The following is a 19,574-nucleotide window of genomic DNA, read 5'->3' on the forward strand; positions in this document are numbered from 1 at the left end:
GCGCGCGTGACGCGGGAGCGTGTCAGTGGAGTTGTGCGCCTCGGGTGTAGCGATTGAGCCATCCAGGCTCCACTGTGGGAGGCCCCCCCGCGTCCCCTCAGGCGATGACGTTCGGCGGAGAGCCGGGCGTCGTGGGCATGGGCGGCGGCTCGTGGATGCCCGGCGGTTTCATGTCCGGCTCGGGCGTCCCCTCCGGCTCGTTGATCTCCGGCTTGCGGCTGGGCGGCTCGATCTCGGGCACCACCGGCGTGGGCGGCTCGCGCTGGGGGACCTCGGGCTTGGGCGGCTCGCGCTCGGGCACGGGCGGGGTGGGATCCTTCTGAGGTGCCTTGCGAGGCTCGGGCTCCTTCACCGGCGCATCGGGCGTGGTCGGCGGCTTCTCTGGCATGCACTCCCCTCCTGGAAGGCGAATGTGCGCATTCCCATCCGGACCGGGAATGCGCCGGATGCGAAAAACCCCCGCCTGCCCGCCTGCTTCACGCGTTGCTGCGCTGGATGAGCCGCGCGTACTCGAGCGTGGGGACCTCCAGGGTGATGAGGTCCGACGCCTCCTCGTAATGACGGACCTTGAAGGCCTTGTGGGGCTGGTGCGCGTGCGCCTGGCAGACGGGCACCTCGATGGTGATGTCGCCGTCGTCGCGCAGCACGCCGCCCACGTGGAAGCGCGTCTCCACATGGCTCGCGATGTCGCCGCCACACAAGGCACAACAGTGGGGCAGGCCCAGGCGCGAGAAGGGCGCGCGCACCGTCACCGCGTCGCCCTCGCGCTCCACCGTCACCGCGGCCAGGGGCGCCAACGCCTCGGTGCGCTCCTCCTCCCGCAGCCGCCACGCGGCGTGGGCATCCACCGAGAGCCGCGCGCGCAGCCGCTCCAGCACCTCCAGCCCGAGCGTGCCCTCCAACCACCCGTCCACCAACGCCGCGGGGTCCACCGGCTCGCCCTCGCATTCGAGCCGCAGCGGCTCTCCGGGGGAGGTGCGCCACACCATGCCGTGCTCGGCGAGGATGCTCGCCAGGTACGCGCTCACCGCGTGGGCCACCACCTCGCGCACCCGCTCGGCCCGGTCCGGCGCCCGGTAACCCACGAGCCGCGGGTGGATGGCCTCCGCGAAGGCGTCCCACGCGCGCGCGTCCTTCACCAGCGCCGACACCCGCGCCAGGCTGAAATCCGGCACCCGCGCCTGGACGCGGCTGGCCGTCTCGTTCCACAGCGTGCGCCAGTGCGCCCCCGCCTCGCTCCAGGGGATGAACTCCACCGCGCGTGGCCAGAGCTGCACCGTGAAGCGCCGCTCCAGCGCCTCCGCGTCCGACAGCAGCGTGTACGCGGGCCGCTCGTCCAGGGGCACCTCCGGCACGTCCAGCCGCTCGGCGAAGGCGATGCGCTCCGCCAGGCTCGGGTGCGAGTCATACGGGCACGAGGCGCGCTCGGACGTGGCGCCCAGCTCGCGCAGCCCCTCGGCCCAGTCGGCGCTCGCGAGGTAGCGGCGGTAGCCCTCGAAGAGGTTGTCCGGCACCACGCCCCGGCTCGCGAGCGGCAGCACCTCCTGCGCGAGGAAGCGGCGCCAGGCCGCGGCGTGCAGCGCTTCCCACCGCAGTCCGGACAGGTGCGCGCGCTTGCCCGCGAGGCGCACGCTCCACGTGTCCGCCACCAGCTCCTGCTCCCGGCTCAGGGCCTGGGTGAGGCGCAGGAATGTCTCGGGCACCCAGGAGAAGAAACGCCACCCGCCCAGGGTGCGTCCCATCGCCGAGCGCGTGGCGCACAACACGCCCGCCAGCCACGTGTCCCCACTCTGGAAATGACCGAACTCGTGCGCCACCGCCGCGCGCCACTGCGAGAGGTTGTCCACCGCCAGCAGTCCCAAGCCGAGGCTCAGCACCCGCCGGCCGCCCAGGCCGAACACGCCGCCCACCTGGCGGACGTAGGCGTTCACGTCCTCCACCAGGTACACCGCGTCGGGCATCCGCGTGCCCATGCGCTGGGCCACGTCACGGATGGCGGCGAACAACCGGGGATGCTCCGCCTCGGTGAGCCGGAACCCCGGGGGCACGAAGCGCTCGCGCCGCGGCAGCAGGCTCCACGAGAGCACGCCCGCGCCCGCCAGACACAACACGGTGAGCAGCGCGTGGAAGCGGTGGGTCGTGTACAGCAGATAGGGCAGAGACAGGAGCGCCCCCGCGACTCCCAGGGCCACCGCGTAGAACAGCAGCAGGAAGCCCACGGCGGCCATCGCGCGAACCGTGGACGAGCGGACCCCCAAGAGGTGTCTCCCTTCGTGACCCCCCGAGTCTACTGACGGATGAGGGGGCGTGCGACCGGGTCCGGGGTGTGAGAGAGAAGGCACTTTCATGAAAACCCTCCTCCCCCGCTTCGGTGTTCCGCTCTCCACGGCGCTGTGGGCCGCGCTGCTCGTCTCCTGCGCCCATACGGGGGGTGGACAGCCGCCCCTGACGCAACCCTCCGCGCCCCCGCCCGTGCACCTGCGGTTGCTCGCCATCAACGACTTCCACGGAAACCTCGCGCCACCCGAGGGCTCGTCCGGGGACATCCGCACCGACACCGGGCGCGTGAAGGCGGGAGGCGCGGCCTGGCTCGCCAGCCACCTGAACCAGCTGCGCGCCTCCGCGCCGGGGCCCACCCTGATGGTGTCCTCGGGAGACCTCATCGGCGCGAGCCCCCTCGTGTCCGCGCTCTTCCACGACGAGCCCACCATCGAGGCGATGAACCTCATGGGCCTGGCGCTCAACGCCGTGGGCAACCACGAGTTCGACGAGGGCGCCGCGGAGCTCCTGCGCCTGCAGACCGGGGGCTGCCACCCCCAGGACGGGTGCCAGGGCAAGGAGCGCTTCGAGGGCGCGCGCTTCCAGTTCCTCGCGGCCAACGTGGTCGACGCCCGGGGCGCCACGCTCTTTCCGCCCTACGCGGTGCGCGAGTTCGAGGGCGTGAAGGTGGCGTTCATCGGCATGACGCTCCAGGGCACGCCGGAGATCGTCAACGCCGCGGGCATCCAGGGCCTGCGCTTCCTCGACGAGGCGGACACCGTCAACGCGCTCGTGCCCGGCCTGAGGGAGCAGGGCGTGAAGGCCATCGTCGTGCTGGTCCACGAGGGCGGCCTCCAGAAGCCGGGCGGCCCGTATGACGGGTGCGAGGGGCTGTCCGGCCCCATCGTGGACATCGTGCACCGGCTGGACGCCGAGGTGGATGTCGTCCTCAGCGCCCACACCCACCAGTCCTACAACTGCGTGCTCGAGGGCAAGCGCGTCACCAGCGCGGCGTCCTATGGGCGGCTCATCACCCACCTGGACCTGGTGTTGGATCGCACGAGCGGCGACGTGGTGGAGACGAGCGCCCACAACGTCATCGTCACGCGCGAGGGCGCGGGAGAGGACGCGGTGCGCGCGCTCGTCGAGCACTACGACGCGCTGTCGGCGCCGCTGAGGGATCGGGTGCTCGGCCGCGTGACGGCGCCCCTGCGCAAGACGGACGAGCGCCTGTGGCCCTCCGGCGAGTCCACGCTGGGCAACTTCATCTCCGACGCGCAACTGGAGGCCACGCGGGACGCGGGCGCGCAGGTGTCCTTCATGAATCCGGGGGGAATCCGGGCGGACCTCGACGCGGGCGACGTCACCTACGGCGAGGCCGTCACCGTGCAGCCCTTCGGCAACGCCCTGGTGACGCTCACGCTCTCCGGCGAGCAGCTGCACCAGTTGCTCGAGGAGCAGTGGAAGGGCGACTCGGCGCGCATCCTCCAGCCCTCGCGCGGCTTCACCTATACCTGGAGCGAGTCGGCGCCCGTGGGCCAGAAGGTGGACCCCGCCAGCCTGCGCCTGAATGGCGAACCCGTGCGCCCCGAGGCCCTCTACCGCGTGTCCGTCAGCAGCTTCCTCGCGGGCGGCGGCGATGGCTTCCGCGCCCTCACCCTGGGCACGAATCGTCAGGGAGGTCCGCTGGACGTGGACGCCATGGATTCCTTCCTCAAGGCACATTCCCCGGTGGCGCCCCCGTCCACCGACCGCATCCAGCGCGTGAAGTAACCACCGGTCGACACTTCCCCCCGGGAGGACGACATTTCCGACCGATGGCCAAGGCACGCCCGGGAGGGAGAGCACACATACGGGCCATGCGTTTCTCGCGTCCTCAAGTCGTAGGATGGGCCATCCTGTACGTGCTGGTCGCAGCTTGTACGCATCAAGCGGTCCTCACGGACAAACAGCCCCTGACCGTGGGCGAGTACCAGAGCGTCATCAACGGCGTCCGGCTGTACTACCGCGTCGCCGGAGTCGAGGGTCCCGAGTGGCAGGCCCCCGTGCTCTTCCTGCACGGCGGCCCCGGCTACAACAGCTACAGCTTCGCCCGGCTCATGGGCGCGCGCCTGGAGAAGAGTCGGCGCATGGTCTACCTGGACCAGCGGGGCTGCGGCCGCTCCGAGCGCCCCTGGGATGGCAACTACGGCATGGACGCGCAGCTCGCGGACCTGGAGGCCCTGCGCGAGACGCTGGGCGTGGAGCGCTGGGTGCTCATGGGCCATTCGCTCGGCGCCACGCTGGCCTTGGAGTACGCGACGCGCCACCCGAAGCGCGTGGCGGGGGTGGTGTACGTGAGCGGCCTGTCGGACTCAGCGGCGTCCTTCGCCACCTGGAAGAAGGAGCTGGAGCGCCAGTACCCGGGGCGGCTGGCCATGACGGAGCTGCCCGGAGAGCACTCGGACTACGAGCGGGTGATGCGCGCCCTGCGCGGCCTGGATGCCCAGGACTTCTTCAACCAGTTGCAGTTCCACGACACCACCTACCTGCGGATGCAGGAAGCGGTGGACGCCGAGAGCGGCCTGCGCAACACGGGCGAGCTGTCGCGGGCCATGTTCGCCACGGAGCTGCCCGGCTACCGCTTCGCCGCGGCCGAGCGCGTGCGCACCCCGGTGCTCGTCATCGGCGGGCGCCATGACGCCTCCATCGGCGTGGACAGCCTGGTGGCGCTCGCCAGGGCCCTGCCCGGCGCCACCTTCCTGGAGTACGAGCGCAGCGGACACTTCCCCTACTTGGAAGAGGCGGACCGCTTCGAGAAGGACGTGACGCGCTTCCTCGCCTCGCTACCGTGAGGGCGGCCCCGAGGGCAGGGGCATGACGGGGCCCGAGCCGCCCGTGGCCGAGGCCTCCACCTCGGTGGAGCCCACCACGCGCCGCTGGGCCTCGTCGAATTGCAGGTCCAGGAGTTTGCCCGAGCCCCAAGGCGCCAGACCGAAACGCACCCGCCAGTAGTTGGGACGCACCTGCTGGGCCTCGGCGACGTCGGACACTTCGTAGCCCTGGGCGGTGGCGTACTCCTGACTCAACCGCACGACGTCGTTGTAGCCCAGTTCCTGCTGCACGCTGTGCGGGGGCTCCGGGGCCATGCGGCGCTCGGAGGTCCGCACGGCACAGGCCGGAGCCAGGAAGAGGGAGGACAGCAGGAGGGCGGCCACGGAGCGGGAAGGGACCATGATGGTCCAAATGTGGACATGGCCTCCCGCCAGGGGCGGCCCTCCACGCCGTGCCGCCCGCCGCTAGCTCTTGGAGGGAGCGGGCACGGCGATCTGCTTGGTCACCACCTCGTCGATGAGGCCGTACTGCCGCGACTCCTCGGCGCTCATGAAGTAGTCGCGCTCGGTGTCCTTTTCGATCCGCTCGATGGTGTGGCCCGTGTGCTTCACGAAGAGCCCGTTGATGTACGAGCGCAGGCGCAGGATTTCCTTGGCCTGGATGTCGATGTCCGACGCCTGGCCCTGGGCTCCACCCAGCGGCTGGTGAATCATGATGCGCGCGTTGGGCAGCGCATAGCGCTTGCCCGGTGCCCCGGCGAGCAGGAGCAGGGCGCCCATGGACGCGGCCTGCCCGACGCAGATGGTGGACACGGGGCACTTGACGTACTGCATCGTGTCATAGATGGCCAGACCCGCCGTCACCGAGCCTCCGGGCGAGTTGATGTAGAGGTTGATGCCCTTGTCCGGGTCCTCGGACTCGAGGAAGAGCAGCTGGGCGACGATGAGGTTGGCCACATCATCGTTCACGGGCGTGCCCAGCATGACGATGCGGTCCTTGAGGAGGCGGCTGTAGAGGTCGTAGGCCCGCTCACCGCGGTGGGTGGTCTCGATGACGAAGGGAACGTTCATGGCCCGGCAACACTAATGCGCCTCGCCACCGGACGCCCCCCTGTTCTTCATGGACCGTGCGCCAGCCCACGCTCGGCCCCCCGGGAGACACCGGCTCCGGGGAGGAGTGGCCCCGGGGCCCGGGCGTCCCCACCTTGCCGCCTGGAGGTCACGGAAGGAGGCGGACATGGGCAGGTGGGTGGAGCTGATGGGCAGGACGGTGGGGTCCTTGTGGGGCCCTCCTTTCAAGGCGATCGCGGCCCAGCGGCATGCCCGCTCCCTGCACGCGGAGGGCATCTGCCTGCGCGCCGAGGTCCTCCCGCGCCTGGACGAGCCCGGCTTCCAGGACGTGGCCGCGCGCCTGGCGGGTCCGGCGCTCGTGCGGCTGTCCACCGCCGCGTGGCGGGGCGGCAAGGAGTGGCCCGACATCCTCGGGGCGGCGGTGCGCCTGCTGCGCGAGGAGCGCATCACCGAGGAGGCCTCGCCCGGGGATCAGGACTTGCTCTTCAGCACCATGCGCCACATGTGGACGCTCGTGCCCGCCCTGCTCACCACCCAGGTGCACGACTGGCTGGAGAACGACTACTTCGGCATCGCCCCCTTCACGGTGGACGGCGCCGGGAAGATGAAGCTGCGCCTCACCACGCCCCGGGGTTCCGCGCCCCGGCGCGGCTCCCGGGTGCGGCGGCTCCAGCACGCCCTGCGCGCGGGCACGGGCCTGCTCACCATCGAGGCGCGCTCCCTCGACTCCGGGCGGCCCACCACCTGGACCCCCCTGGCGGACATCTTCCTGCGCGAGGAGGTCACCCTGGATCCCGAGCGCCTGCGCTTCGACCCCTTCCGCACCGGACTCGGCATCGAGCCCAGCGGCTTCCTGCACGCCATGCGGCGCTCGGCGTACGCGGGCAGCCAGGAGGGCCGCGCCGAGGAGCACTGAGGCTCACCCGGAGGCTCACCGCGCGTAGCGCTCGTATTTGAGGGCGAGCACGGGGTCCTTCAGCTCCGCGTCCCGCCGCGCCTCGTAGCGCTGGCGGTACTCCGCGCGCGTCATGTGGTGCGGCAGGCTGAAGCGCTCCAGCCGCGCCGGGCCATCCTCGAAGGAGTCCTCGGCGCACTCGTCCTCCCACTGGCACACGGGGCAGAGGTCGTACTCACCCCGCCACTCGAAGGTCCGGAAGCCGCAGCACGGACAGCGGTGGGCCTTGTCGGGAACACCCTCGACGGAGCTCACGGGCACGCCCAGCGCCCGGGCCTCCGTGAGCAGGGCCTCGTTGCGCACGATGCGCCGGGCATCCTGCTCGACGAACTCGAAGAAGGCGTCATACGCCGAGCGCCAGAGCCACGGCGGCGAGCCCGCGCGGTGGAGCAGTTCCTCGCGCACGCGCGGGTGGAGCAGGGCCCAGCCAGGAGAGTCCTCATCCCAGTCCCAGTACGCGGGCAGCTCCTTGAGCTTCTCGTGGGGCGGACGGCGCGCCACCACCTCCCGGGCGATGAGCTGGATGAGCTGTTCTCGGCGCATGAGCGGAGGGGGCGGGTGGGGGTGGACCGCGCTAGCGAGAATCGCGCCCGGCCCGCCAGGAGTCCACGCAGAAGCGCGCATCCGCCGCGTGGCGCAGGAGCCAGGCGAACGCGAAGCCATAGATGAGCTGGAGCCCCGCCGAGTTCCAGTCCTGGCGCAGACAGGTGCCGAACGTGAGCGACACGAGCGTCAGGCCCCCGAGCAGCAGGAAGACGCGCAGGTGCCAGCCGACCAGGAGACCCAGCCCCACCGTCAGCTCGACGAAGGGGAGCACGAGGGCGAAGGCCCGCACGCTCCAGGAGGGAAGCGGCGTGGAGGCGAAGGCGGTGACCAGGCCCTGGGCGAACGCATTGGGGTCTCCCACGCGGGTGAGCCCGTGGACGGCCATGTTCACGCCCAGCATCGCCCGCAGGACGAGGTGACCCAGCGCGGCATCCGACACGGTGGAGGTTCTATCGCTCATCCGCCCACCATGCCGACCTGGGGGCGGCCCGGCAACGCTCACCCACGAACCGTCAGCGTATGGGTCGCGTGAGACGTCAGCTGAGCCGTCGTCTCATGACCGCCCAGTGCCACATGCTCCACGCGCCCACGTAGACCCCATCGCTCCAGACGCGTGCCCGCGGAGGCGAGTCGCAAGCTGGCGGGGCTGTTTCCCGGAGAGCGGCCGTCGACGTGGTGAGCGCTGTCACCGGTGGTGAGCGCTGTCACCAGGGGCTACCGCCAGGCCAGGTCCGGCCTCCCGAGGAAAATGGAGGACTTGCGGGACGTCTGGCCGCTCCGGGGCCCTGGCACGCCTTCTGCTTTGGAGGACGTCCATCTCGTCTTCCTGAGGACCACGACCATGGGCAAGGGCATTCGCGGCGGCTTCCGGACTCCTTCCTTCACGCCTCCCTCGAAGCCGTCCACCTCCGGTGGCGCCGAGGCGGCCAAGGACAAGCGCCCCGTCACGGTCTACCGGGTGGAGGGACCGGACAACCAGCGCGTCTCCATCAATGATGCGGGCAAGGCCCACGTCACCAAGTCCTTCAACAGCCACAAGAACCAGAGCACGCCTCACCGCTACGACAAGCCGATGAGCTACCAGGATCGCGCCTTCCTCAACTTCGGGGATCGGGCGCGCGCCGAGGAGTTCCTCGCCACCCGGCACGACCAGGGCCACACCCAGACGGTGATGAAGGCCTTCGAGGTGCCGCGCGACACCTTCGAGAAGATCCGCGACTCCGCCATTCCCGAGAGCGCCGCGAAGCAGTACGGCAAGGAGCACCTGCCCATCGCGGTGGACGTGAACAAGGGCGACAACCAGTTCGGCCTCAACTGGGACTCGCTCAAGCGCGTCAACGAGACGAGCATCCCGGGCACGGGCCGCATCGAGCGCACCAAGCCCGACATGCTCATGCTCCCCGAGGTCTCCGACGCGGTGCAGGACCTCTTCAAGTAGGCGCGCGCTCCCGCTCGAACCACGGGTAGACCGTTCAAGGGGTAGACGCCGCCCGCCTGCTCGCCGGCTCGGCTCCACTCCCGGTCCTCTCGGCGGGGGCATGCGGGAAGACATCCCGAGCCGACGGCACCCCACGGACACATCTTCACGTCTGGATTGACACACGGGGAAGGTGCTCATGGCTGGCCGAGTCAACAAACCCTCGCTCTCCTGGCTGCTCATCGGAAGCCTCTGTCTCCTCGCGGTGTCCCCGCCAGCCCGAGCCTTCGATGAAGCGGCGGCGGACCGGGCCCTCGCCTTCGCCCGGCAACAGCTGGAGCGCACCGCGACCGATCCCTCCATTCCCCCCACACAGTCGCCCAAGAGCAGCCTGGGCGGTCCGTGGAGGCTCATCGCCAACACCGACCGGGTGGGATGGACCCAGGGCTTCTATCCGGGCCTGCTCTGGTTCATGTACGAGCCGGGGCGCGAGCCCTTCTGGCGCGACCGGGCGGATGCGTGGACACGCGCCCTGGAGGTCCAGAAGACCAACCAGGAAACCCATGACCTGGGCTTCAAGTTCATGCCCAGCTTCGGCCAGGCGTACCGGCTGACGGGCGACCCCTATTACCGGGACATCCTGCTGGCGGCCGCGGGCTCACTCGCCACGCGCTACCACCCGAAGGTGGGCGCCATCGACTGCTGCGACTGGAATGATCCCCCCTGGCACGTGGCCACCGTCACCGACACCCTCATGGATCTGGAGCTGCTCTTCTGGGCCGCTCGCAATGGAGGGGACCCCGCCTGGAACGACATGGCGCTCAATCATGCGCTGAGAGCCGCCAAGGACATGGTGCGAGCGGATGGCGGCACCTGGCACGTGGTGGATTACGACGACTCGGGCCGCATCGTCTCCAAGGAGACCTTCCAGGGCTACTCGGACAGCTCCACCTGGTCGCGAGGCCAGGCCTGGGCCATCTACGGCTTCACCATGGCGTACCGCTACACGCATGACCCGCGCATGCTCCAGGCCGCGCGCAAGGTCACCGAGTATTACCTGGCCCGGCTGCCCCGGGACTCGGTGCCCAACTGGGACTTCAACGCTCCCGCCAACGAGCAGCAGAAGGACTCCTCGGCGGCCGCCGTCACCGCCTCCGCCCTCCAGGAGCTGAGCACGTACGTGAAGGACAAGGCCGTGGCCCGGCGCTACCGCGAGGCCGCCCTCGCGATGCTCGACAGCCTCTCCTCCCCGGCCTACCTCGCCCAGGGCACGTCCAACCCCGGCATCCTCCTGCACGGCACCGCCTTCTACCGCACGAGGATCAACCCCAAGGGCGACGACATCGACGCGAGCCTCATCTACGGCGACTACTACTTCGTCGAGGCGCTCGGCCGCTTCAAGCGCGCCTCTGCGGGCGACGGGTACTTCCCGGAATTCCCCGAGGAGCCACCTCCTGCCGAGGAACCGCCTCCCGCCGAGGAGCCACCTCCAGCGGACTCCGAGCCCGACCCCACCCAGGTGCTGGACACGCCCGCGAACAAGGCCGGCGTGGGTTGCCACGCGGCACCTGGGTGTCTGCTCGCCATCGTGGGACTGCTGCCCTGGCTGATGCGCCGCGCCCGCCGGCGCCCGGTGTAGCGCGAGAGCCCGGGCCTACAGGTTGCCGGTCATCTTCTCCGGGCGGACCCACTGGTCGAACTGCTCGGCGGTGAGCAGGCCCAGCTCCACGGCGGTCTCCTTGAGCGTCTTGCCGTCCTTGTGGGCCTTCTTGGCGATCCTCGCCGCGTTGTCGTAGCCGATGTGCGGGTTGAGCGCGGTGACGAGCATCAACGAGCGCTCCAGGTTCTCCTGGAGCCGGGCCCGGTTGGGCTCGATGCCCACGGCGCAGTGCAGCCGGAAGCTGCGCATGCCGTCGGCGAGCAGACGGCAGCTCTGCAGGTAGTTGTGGATGATGAGCGGCTTGAAGACGTTGAGCTCGAAGTTGCCGGACGCGCCCCCGAGCGAGATGGCCACGTCGTTGCCCATCACCTGGGCGCACAGCATGGTGAGCGCCTCGGACTGGGTGGGGTTGACCTTGCCCGGCATGATGGAGCTGCCCGGCTCGTTCTCGGGGAGGGTGATTTCGCCGATGCCCGAGCGCGGCCCGGACGCGAGCCAGCGCACGTCGTTGGCGATCTTGAACAGCGCGGCGGCCAGGCCCTTGAGCGCGCCATGGGACTGCACGAGCGCGTCGTTGGCGGCCAGGGCCTCGAACTTGTTGGGCGCGGTGACGAAGGGATGGCCGGTGAGCCGGGCCAGCTCCTCGGCCACGCGCTCGGCGAAGCCCCTGGGCGCGTTGAGGCCCGTGCCCACGGCGGTCCCCCCGAGCGCGAGCTCGGACAGGTGCGGCAGCGAGAGCTCCAGGTGCTTGCGCGCGTGCTCCAACTGGGCCACGTAGCCGCTGAACTCCTGGCCGAGCGTGAGGGGCGTGGCGTCCTGCAAGTGCGTGCGGCCAATCTTCACGATGTCCCGGAAGCGCTCGGCGCGCTCGGCGAGCACGTCGCGCAGCGCCAGGAGCTCGGGGAGCACGTTGCGCACCAGGGCCTCGGCGGCGGCCACGCTCATGGCGGTGGGGAAGACGTCGTTGGAGCTCTGCCCCTTGTTGACGTCGTCGTTGGGATGCACCCGGCGCGCCTCCCCGCGCTCACCGCCCATCAACTCCGAGGCGCGATTGGCCAGCACCTCGTTGACGTTCATGTTCGTCTGGGTGCCACTGCCCGTCTGCCACACGAGCAGGGGAAACTCCGCGTCGTGCTCGCCGCCGAGCACCTCGTTGGCGGCCTTCACGATGGCCTCGCCCTTGTCGCGGGCGAGCGAGCCATTCTCCATGTTCACGAGCGCGGCGGCCTTCTTCACCAGCACGAGCGCGCGGATGAGCGCCAGGGGCATCCGCTCGGAGGAGATGGCGAAGTTCTCCCGGCTGCGCTGGGTCTGGGCACCCCACAGGCGCTCGGCGGGGACCTCGATGGGGCCGAAGGTGTCCTTCTCGATGCGAACGTCTGGCTTGCTCATGCGGCTGCCTCCTCGGCGGGGGAGCCAGGGCGATAACACCGCCCCCTCTCCACCGCTCCTCCATCCATGTTGCCACCCACCGGTGCCCGGCACAGGATTCGGGAAGTGGACAGTCCCTCCGGAACCATTCGCGCCCTGCTGCTCGCCCAGGAGCGGGGAACTCCCATGAAGCGTGTCCCCGAGGCCGAGGCCGTGGAAGGCCAGGGCTTCGTGGGAGACCGTCACGGCAAGAAGAAGCCCCACGGCAAACGGCAACTGCTCCTGCTCGACGAGGCCTCCCAGCACGCGCTGAGGATGTCCCCGGGAGAATTGAAGGAGAACGTGGTGCTGGCCGGGCTGCCGCTCGAGTCACTGCCCGCGGGCCAGCGGTTGGCGCTCGGGACGGAGGTGGTGGTGGAGCTGACGGAGCCGTGCGTGCCCTGCTCGAAGCTCGAGCGCATCCGCCCGGGCCTGCTCAAGGAGTCCTGGGGACAGCGGGGCCAGCTCGCCAGGGTGCTGCGCGGCGGCACCGTGCGCGAAGGCGACGGCGTGCGCCTGCTCGACGTCAACCCGGACGCGCCCCGCCCCATCCGCCCCAAGCTGCCCTGAGGCTCAGCGCTCCCAGAGCGCGCCCAGCTCCAACTCCAATGCCTCGAAGGGCTCGGCCCGGACCCGGTTGTTGTCCACATGGGTGGGCAGCACCCGCCAGCCGCCCTGCTCCAGCCGGTACACCTCGAGGGTGCGAGGCACGGGATCCACCAGCCACAGGTGACGCACACCCTCGCGGGCATACACGGCCATCTTCCGCGCCCGGTCCAGCGCGGCCGTGGAGGGCGAGAGCACCTCGCACACCCAATCCGGCGCGAGCGTGACGCCCACCACGTCCGGTAACTCGGGCATCCGCTCCCGGCGCCATCCCGACACATCTGGAACCAGGACATCCTGGTCCAGATGCAGTTCCGGCTCGAAGAGGATGACCCAGCCCCCAGGCCCACCCCGGCCCCGGTCGAAGGGACCGCCCAACTCGATCCCCAGCCTGGAGGCCGCCCGAGCATGCCGGATGGCGGGTCGGGGGCTTACATACAATTCCCCACCGATAATCTCACCTGTGACGTTGGGTGGAAGCTTCTCCAGCTCCGCGTACAACTCATCCCGTCGTGACGGCGCGTCGTTCATATCCCCAGCATGCGGATTTCCCTCGACAGCCGCAACCCATCCCCACACCGCCCCGCCCAAGTCCTGGTTCATACGGACGAGCATGCACCTGACCTCTGACATCACCTCGCCGCGCGGACCCGGGAGCCCGTTTCCCCCCTCGTTTACCCCTTTTCCACCTCACGAATTTACAGTTTTATAACCTGACTTGTTGACCCCCCTACATTCCTGTCAATCCGCAACGGGTGGGCTTCCCTTTGACTCGGGGAGGGCGCACATTCTGACGCAGCACGATTTTACAACGCGCCACGCCAAGGATTTTGACGCGCCGCTTCAACCTTGACCACCGACCCGGAGCCGAACATGTACGACGCCACGACGACGAAGAACGATGCCTCGCCCCACGCGAAGCTCCATTCGCAGCGGTTCGAGGGCATCACGCGCACCTATTCGCCGGCGGACGTCGAGAAGCTGCGGGGCTCCATCCGGATCAGCCACACGCTGGCGGAGATGGGCTCGCGGCGGCTGTGGGAACTGCTGCACACCGAGGAGTACGTGGCCGCGCTCGGCTCGCTGACGGGCAATCAGGCGGTGCAGATGGTGCGCGCGGGCCTCCAGGCCATCTATCTGTCGGGTTGGCAGGTGGCGGCCGACGCCAACACCGCCGGGCAGATGTACCCGGACCAGAGCCTGTACCCGGTGGACAGCGTGCCCAACGTGGTGCGGCGCATCAACGCGTCCCTGCGCCGGGCGGATCAGATCGACCACGCCGAGGGCAAGCGCGAGCGCTACTGGTTCGCGCCCATCATCGCGGACGCGGAAGCCGGCTTCGGCGGTCCGCTCAACGCCTATGAGTTGATGAAGGCGATGATCGAGGCGGGTGCCGCGGGCGTGCACTTCGAGGATCAACTCGCGAGCGAGAAGAAGTGCGGCCACATGGGGGGCAAGGTGCTGGTGCCCACGAGCCAGTTCATCCGCACCCTCACGGCGGCGCGGCTCGCGGCGGACGTGATGGGGGTGTCCACGCTGCTGGTGGCGCGCACGGACGCGGACAGCGCCAAGCTGCTCATGAGCGACGCGGACGAGCGCGACCATGCCTTCATCGACCGCAAGGCGGCGCGATCCTCGGAAGGTTTCTACCAACTGAGGGGCGGCGTGGACTGCGCCATCGCCCGGGGCCTCGCCTACGCGCCCTTCGCGGACCTGGTGTGGTGCGAGACGAGCACCCCGGACCTCAAGCAGGCGCGGAAGTTCGCCGAGGGCATCCACGCGAAGTACCCTGGCAAGCTGCTCGCGTACAACTGCTCGCCGTCGTTCAACTGGAAGAAGCACCTGGATGACGCGACCATCGCCAGGTTCCAGCGCGAGCTGGGGGCCATGGGCTACAAGTTCCAGTTCGTCACGCTGGCGGGCTTCCACGCGCTCAACCACGGCATGTTCGAGCTGGCGCGGCAGTACAAGGAGCGGGGCATGGCGGCCTACTCCGAGCTGCAGCAGAAGGAGTTCACCTCGGAGAAGGACGGCTACACCGCCACGCGCCACCAGCGCGAGGTGGGCACCGGCTACTTCGACAAGGTCGCCGAGGTCATCTCCGGAGGCACCGCGAGCACGCTCGCCCTGAACGACTCCACCGAGGCGCACCAGTTCTAACGGCCCGCCACCCGGAGTCCCCCCGAGGCCGTCCCCCCCGGAGCATCGTTCCGGGCGCTGGCGGCCTCGGTCCGTGCGGGCACGAGCTCCACCACCCGCGCGCCCTTCTCCTCGAAGAGCTCGCGCAGCCAGGGATGACACGTGAAGGCGATGACCTGGTGGCGCTCGGACAGGCGAGCCAGGAGCTCCAGGGTGCCGTGAGTGCGCGCCAGGTCGAAGTTGACCAGGATGTCGTCCACGATGAGCGGCAGCGCGCCGCGCGTCTCCCCGAAGTCCTGGATGACCGCCAACCGGAAGGCCAGGTAGAGCTGTTCCCGGGTGCCGCGGGAGAGCTGTTCGGGACCGCGCTCGCCCTTGAGGCCACTCACCCGGAGCTCGCGCGAGCCGCCCGCGGGGAGGAACACGCGCCGGTAGCGGCCGTGCGTGAGCGCCGCGAAGTGCTCCGAGGCCAGCTGGATGACGCGGGGCTGCTGCTCCTCCTCGAAGCGCCGCCGGGCGCGTGACAGCAGCGCGAGCGCCAGCGTGTCCTTCGTGTAGCGCGTGGCCAGCTCCGCCGCCTCGGCCCGCAGGCGCTCCTCCTGGATGCGCAGCTCGGCGAGCCTTGCGTCTCCCTCCCACTGCTGGAGCTGGTTCTCGGCGGCGCCCAGCTCCGTGTGCAGTTGTTTCAAGCGTGCGTCGAGGGCCGGCTCCTGGATGCGCGACTGTCCCAGGCGCTCGCGCAACCGCTCCTCGCCGCCCTCCCCCAGAACGCTCTCACGGACCCGCGCCTCCGGCAGCCCCGTGGCGGCCTCGACCCGCGAGCCCAGCGCGCCCACCTGCCGCGTCAGCTCCTCGAAGCGCTCGGCCTGCCGGGCCCGGAGCCGGAAGGACTCCTCCGAGTCTCCGCCCCCCTGGGTCAGCAGCGCCGCCACGGCCTGGGCCTCGGCCTCGTACAGGCGCAGGAGCCGGGCCTCTTCCGCCCTCAGCTCCTCCACCCGCGCACGCTGGGTTCGCGCCTCCGCCTCGCGCGCCTTCCGGGCTTCCAGCGCCAGGGCCACGCGGTCGGCCACGGACTCCGCGGGCCCCTCCCCGAGCCCCACCGCACGGGCTTCGGAGAGCAACCGGGACACCACCGCCGCACAACCCGACTCGTCCTCGGACAGGGCCCGCGCGTCCGCGTTCAGGTCCGCGAGCCGCCGCCGCAGCTCGGCCGCTTCGCGCCACAACCCCAGCGCGCCCTGCGCGGAAAGGTTCGCGGGGAGGCCCCGCGCGTCGAGCAGCAGGGACAAGTCCCCCCGGAGCGTGCGCACGAGCATGTCGGCGCGCCGCGACGCCAGCTCCGCCTCCTGCGCTTCCTGCATCACGCCGTCGCGTTCCGCCTCGCGGGCCGCGCGCTCGTGGACCAGGTGTTCCACGCGCTCGGCCTGCCGCAGCGCCTCGGCCAGCGCCACATCCATTCCGGCGAGCCCCGCCACCGAGTCGTCCCCGGGCAGGCCCGCCTCGCCCAGGGCCGTCGCCAGCTCCCGCTCCACCGCCGCGCGCCGCCCCATGAGCCCATCCAACGCCGACTGCACCCGGGCGAGTTCGCGCGCATGCAGACGTTGGCGCGCGGCATGGGCCTCGGCCTCACGCTGATGGCTCCGCACGGCGCTCCGGTGCAGGAGCACCAGCGGCACGACGAGCACGAGCGCCCCCAACAAGGCGAGCAGGCCCGGCATCAAGCCCGCGGAGAGCGCCATGCCCACGACGCACGCCACGGCCACCAGCACCGCGACCGCCATCAGCGTGGACGTGGGCGCGGGCCCTGGAGGCGGCTCGGCCTGTTCCCGCAAGGACTGGAGCCGCTGCTGTGACTCCGTGCGCTGCGTCAGCACCTGCTCGCGCTCCATGCGCAGCAACTTGGCCCGGCCCAGCGCCACCTGCCGCTGGCGCACTTCCGCCGCGGAAATCTCCGGAAGCCTCTCGCGCTCCGCCTGGAGCCGGGACAGCGTGGAGACGATGCGCTCGTGCGCCGCACGGGCCCGCTCGAGCGCGCCATTCGCCTCGCGCTGCTCGCTCTCCGCCCGCGCCAACCGGTTCACGAGGGATTCCAGCTGACCCCGAGCCGCCGCCCCCAGCTCCAGCGCCAGCAACCCCTCTTCGTCCACCTCCAGGCCGAGTCCATCCAGCGCCCGGGTGACTTCCTCGCGCCGAGCATCGAGCGCCACGCGGCGTCCCGGCAACGTGCGCAGCAACTCGGCCCTGGCGATGAAGGCCCCGAGCACCGCGCGCAACACCTCCTCCCGCTCGTGGAGGGCCGAGGCCTCGGACAGACGCTCCACCTCACGCTCCGCCGAGCCCCGCAGCGCCGCCACCCGGGCCAGGGCCCCATGGGCTTCCTTGCGCCGCTGGAGCAACTCCTCCAACCGGACCACCCCATCCCTCGGAAAGGTGGCCAGCGGGGGCAGGCTCGCGAGCTCCACCTGGAGCCGCGCCAACGTGCCCAAGTCGCCCAGGGCCTCTTCCAGACGCGACAGCCGCTTGAGCTCGCGGTGCGTCTGCTCGAGCCGGGCGTGCGTCTCCTCCAGCTCGTGGCGCAGGGAACTCAGCCGCTCCCGCTCCGCGAGGTAGCGCGCGGGCCGGTCCTTCAAGGCGTCGAGCTGCCCGCGAACCTCCTCCAATTGGAGGAGGACATCGTTGAGCCGGGGCTTGCGGCCTCCCTTCTTGAAGAGCTCCGTCGTGCGCGCCTCCAGGAGCTTCTCCACCTCGGGCAGCCGGCGCGCCCCCCGGAGCCCCGCGGCGAAGAGCGCCCGGGAGACCCCGTCCTCCTTCGACAGCCGCTCGAAGCTGGATAGCTCGTCCAGGCTGAAGGCGAAGACCTCGTGGAACAGCTCGCGCGAGACGTGCGCCCGCGCCTCGTCCAGCGCCGAGGCGGACAGTTCCTTCCCCTCGGGACTCACCACCGACAGCGACTTGCTCCGGCGGCCCATGGTCCGGCGCACCACCAGCGGCCCGGCGGCGGAACTCACGCACAGCTCACCGCCCCAGGTGCCCGTCTCGGGCTCGTACTGCTTGTCGAAGCCGAACAACATGCCCCGGAGGAACGCGAGCAACGTGCTCTTGCCCGCCTCGTTCGGCCCGTACAGCAGGTTGAGCCCGGGCCGCAGCTCCAGCGAGTAGTCCGTGAAGTGACCAAAGCCGTGGACGCGCACCACGTCGATCCGCAGTCCCCCACTCATGCCACGTCCTCCTCGTGAAGCTCCTCCGCCACCCATGCGCCCGCCTGCTCCACCCACTCCGCCCGGGGCGTCTCCAGCACGTCCACCCCCAACCGGCGCAACCGCTGGCGCAACGCGCGCAGCTCCGCGTCCTCGTCCCACAGCGAGGCCAGGGCCTCGGGGTTTCCACGCGACGCCTCGGCCTCGGCGAGCACCGTCGCCGAGAACCCTCCCGCCAGACGCACCGCGTCCAGGTCCAGCTCGGGCCGGCTCGCGTCACGCAGGGACTCCAGCAGCACGGGCGGATGGCGATGGGCGAGCTGCTCGCGCACCTCCGACTCCAACTGACCGAGCGCCTCCGCAGCGGACAGCTCGCGGTGCAGGGGACCGCGGCCCGTGAGCGTGAGGCGGACCGCGTGGCCGTCCCATCCCTCCAAGCACTCCGCGTCCACGCGCTCGGAGATGGCGGCCACGAGCGCGTCGAGCGACCCGACCCCGGTGAGCGATACCTCCAGCCGGTGCCAGCGCACCCTGTCCACGGGGATGAAGTGGCGCCGCGAGCGGCCGTCCTCGACCTCCACCAGCACGCACCCGCGCGCTCCGGTCTCGTTGACGTGCCGGCCCTGGGGGTTGCCCGGGTACACGGCCACGGCGCCATTGGGGAGGGGGTACTCGGCGCGGGTGTGCACATGGCCGAGCGCCCAGTAGTCGAGCCCCCGCGCCGCCAGATCCTCCAGGGAGCAGGGCGCGTAGTTGGCATGACCCTCGGCCCCTCCGAGGTTGGCGTGCAGCAGGCCCACGGTGAAGTCCGGAGCGGTGCGATGGAAGCGCGCGGACAGGTTCTCGCGCACCTCCACATCGGGGTAGGAGACGCCCTGCACGCGGCACAGCAGGCGGCCCTCGCGGCGGACCTCCACCTCCTCCCACCCGGCGCCGAACACCTTCACCGACTCGGGCAGGGAGAGCGTCCCCGTGTCCCCGCTGAGCGGATCATGGTTGCCATGGACGATGAAGGTCTGGATGCCGGCCGCGTGCAGCCGCTCCAGCTCGCGCCGCAGTGCCAGACGCGCGCGCACCGAGCGATCCTTCAGGTCGAACAAATCCCCCGCGAGCAGGAGGAAGGCGACGTGCTCGCGCAGACACAGCTCCACGATGCGCGAGAAAGCCCGGAAGGTGGCTTGCTGGAAGGCGTCCAGCAGGGCCGACTCGACGGGAACACCACGGAAGGGGGTATCCAGGTGCAGATCGGCGGCGTGAACGAACCGGAAGCGCATCGTGGACGCACAGTAGCCGTCTCTTGGGGTTCGATCCCATCCCCCCACCAGACATCCACCGAAGATAAATTCACCCCCAGTGAATAGCCACTCTCTAAAGAACCCTACGTTGAGGTGGGAATATGGCATTCGCGGTCGTTCTTGCTCCGCCCAGGGAGCATGTTTTTGGCACTGGGACTACCAGTCCACCTCCATCGTGCCGCGCAGCGAGCAACTCCCGGCGTGCC

The 19,574-nt window shown here is 70.4% G+C and carries 17 protein-coding genes; 7 read left to right on the forward strand and 10 right to left on the reverse strand.

Annotated features, from left to right (window positions below; genetic code table 11):
• Positions 1-97 precede the first annotated feature (97 nt).
• Complete coding sequence (locus tag MEBOL_RS10550) at positions 98-388, reverse strand: hypothetical protein (protein WP_095977301.1); 291 nt, start codon at positions 386-388, stop codon at positions 98-100.
• 88 nt (positions 389-476) lie between these two features.
• Positions 477-2,258: a M48 family metallopeptidase gene (locus MEBOL_RS10555; RefSeq protein WP_170115478.1), complete on the reverse strand. Its 1,782-nt coding sequence runs from the start codon at positions 2,256-2,258 to the stop codon at positions 477-479.
• Positions 2,259-2,346: 88 nt separating this feature from the next.
• Between MEBOL_RS10555 and MEBOL_RS10560 the strand changes: the two genes are divergently transcribed.
• Positions 2,347-4,032: a bifunctional metallophosphatase/5'-nucleotidase gene (locus tag MEBOL_RS10560; RefSeq protein ID WP_095977303.1), complete on the forward strand. Its 1,686-nt coding sequence runs from the start codon at positions 2,347-2,349 to the stop codon at positions 4,030-4,032.
• A gap of 131 nt (positions 4,033-4,163) precedes the next feature.
• Positions 4,164-5,093 (forward strand): alpha/beta fold hydrolase, encoded by a 930-nt coding sequence (locus MEBOL_RS10565; protein WP_157774865.1) that lies wholly within the window; start codon positions 4,164-4,166, stop codon positions 5,091-5,093.
• On the opposite strand, the gene MEBOL_RS10570 is transcribed toward MEBOL_RS10565, so the two are convergent.
• The gene (locus MEBOL_RS10570; RefSeq protein WP_095977305.1) at positions 5,085-5,474 is read right to left on the reverse strand and encodes a hypothetical protein; all 390 of its coding nucleotides are present in this window, start codon (positions 5,472-5,474) and stop codon (positions 5,085-5,087) included. The two genes, MEBOL_RS10565 and MEBOL_RS10570, sit on opposite strands and share 9 nt — an antisense overlap.
• Positions 5,475-5,537: 63 nt before the next feature.
• Positions 5,538-6,143: an ATP-dependent Clp endopeptidase proteolytic subunit ClpP gene (gene clpP, locus MEBOL_RS10575; protein WP_095977306.1), complete on the reverse strand. Its 606-nt coding sequence runs from the start codon at positions 6,141-6,143 to the stop codon at positions 5,538-5,540.
• A gap of 166 nt (positions 6,144-6,309) precedes the next feature.
• Between clpP and MEBOL_RS10580 the strand changes: the two genes are divergently transcribed.
• On the forward strand, positions 6,310-7,059 hold the full coding sequence (locus MEBOL_RS10580; RefSeq protein ID WP_095977307.1) for a hypothetical protein: 750 nt from the start codon (positions 6,310-6,312) through the stop codon (positions 7,057-7,059).
• A 15-nt stretch (positions 7,060-7,074) separates the two neighbouring features.
• On the opposite strand, the gene MEBOL_RS10585 is transcribed toward MEBOL_RS10580, so the two are convergent.
• Together MEBOL_RS10585 and MEBOL_RS10590 are read right to left on the reverse strand one after the other, a co-directional pair.
• The gene (locus MEBOL_RS10585) at positions 7,075-7,641 is read right to left on the reverse strand and encodes a CPCC family cysteine-rich protein (protein ID WP_095977308.1); all 567 of its coding nucleotides are present in this window, start codon (positions 7,639-7,641) and stop codon (positions 7,075-7,077) included.
• 31 nt (positions 7,642-7,672) lie between these two features.
• On the reverse strand, positions 7,673-8,104 hold the full coding sequence (locus MEBOL_RS10590; RefSeq protein WP_218920890.1) for a DoxX family protein: 432 nt from the start codon (positions 8,102-8,104) through the stop codon (positions 7,673-7,675).
• A gap of 381 nt (positions 8,105-8,485) precedes the next feature.
• Between MEBOL_RS10590 and MEBOL_RS10595 the strand changes: the two genes are divergently transcribed.
• Together MEBOL_RS10595 and MEBOL_RS10600 are read left to right on the forward strand one after the other, a co-directional pair.
• Entirely contained in the window at positions 8,486-9,082 is a 597-nt protein-coding gene (locus MEBOL_RS10595; RefSeq protein WP_157774867.1) for a hypothetical protein, read from the forward strand.
• 178 nt (positions 9,083-9,260) lie between these two features.
• Complete coding sequence (locus MEBOL_RS10600) at positions 9,261-10,700, forward strand: glycoside hydrolase family 88 protein (RefSeq protein WP_095977311.1); 1,440 nt, start codon at positions 9,261-9,263, stop codon at positions 10,698-10,700.
• Positions 10,701-10,715: 15 nt separating this feature from the next.
• Here the strand turns inward: MEBOL_RS10600 and fumC are convergent, their stop codons facing one another.
• A complete protein-coding gene (gene fumC / locus MEBOL_RS10605) occupies positions 10,716-12,113 on the reverse strand; it encodes a class II fumarate hydratase (protein WP_095977312.1) in 1,398 nt (465 codons plus the stop codon).
• A gap of 165 nt (positions 12,114-12,278) precedes the next feature.
• Between fumC and MEBOL_RS10610 the strand changes: the two genes are divergently transcribed.
• Positions 12,279-12,701: an MOSC domain-containing protein gene (locus MEBOL_RS10610; RefSeq protein WP_245919631.1), complete on the forward strand. Its 423-nt coding sequence runs from the start codon at positions 12,279-12,281 to the stop codon at positions 12,699-12,701.
• A gap of 3 nt (positions 12,702-12,704) precedes the next feature.
• On the opposite strand, the gene MEBOL_RS10615 is transcribed toward MEBOL_RS10610, so the two are convergent.
• Positions 12,705-13,268, reverse strand: coding sequence for a Uma2 family endonuclease (locus MEBOL_RS10615; RefSeq protein ID WP_095977314.1), 564 nt, complete (start codon positions 13,266-13,268; stop codon positions 12,705-12,707).
• 342 nt (positions 13,269-13,610) lie between these two features.
• Here MEBOL_RS10615 and aceA point away from each other — a divergent pair, with 342 nt between their 5' ends.
• Entirely contained in the window at positions 13,611-14,897 is a 1,287-nt protein-coding gene (aceA, locus tag MEBOL_RS10620; protein ID WP_095977315.1) for an isocitrate lyase, read from the forward strand.
• Here the strand turns inward: aceA and MEBOL_RS10625 are convergent.
• The gene (locus MEBOL_RS10625; RefSeq protein ID WP_245919633.1) at positions 14,894-18,094 is read right to left on the reverse strand and encodes an AAA family ATPase; all 3,201 of its coding nucleotides are present in this window, start codon (positions 18,092-18,094) and stop codon (positions 14,894-14,896) included. The two genes, aceA and MEBOL_RS10625, sit on opposite strands and share 4 nt — an antisense overlap.
• Positions 18,091-19,347, reverse strand: a complete 1,257-nt coding sequence (locus tag MEBOL_RS10630) for a metallophosphoesterase family protein (RefSeq protein ID WP_095977316.1) — start codon at positions 19,345-19,347, stop codon at positions 18,091-18,093. The genes MEBOL_RS10625 and MEBOL_RS10630 overlap by 4 nt, the downstream gene beginning before the upstream one ends.
• Positions 19,348-19,574 lie beyond the last annotated feature (227 nt).

This window comes from Melittangium boletus DSM 14713, assembly GCF_002305855.1.
GTDB lineage: Bacteria > Myxococcota > Myxococcia > Myxococcales > Myxococcaceae > Cystobacter > Cystobacter boletus.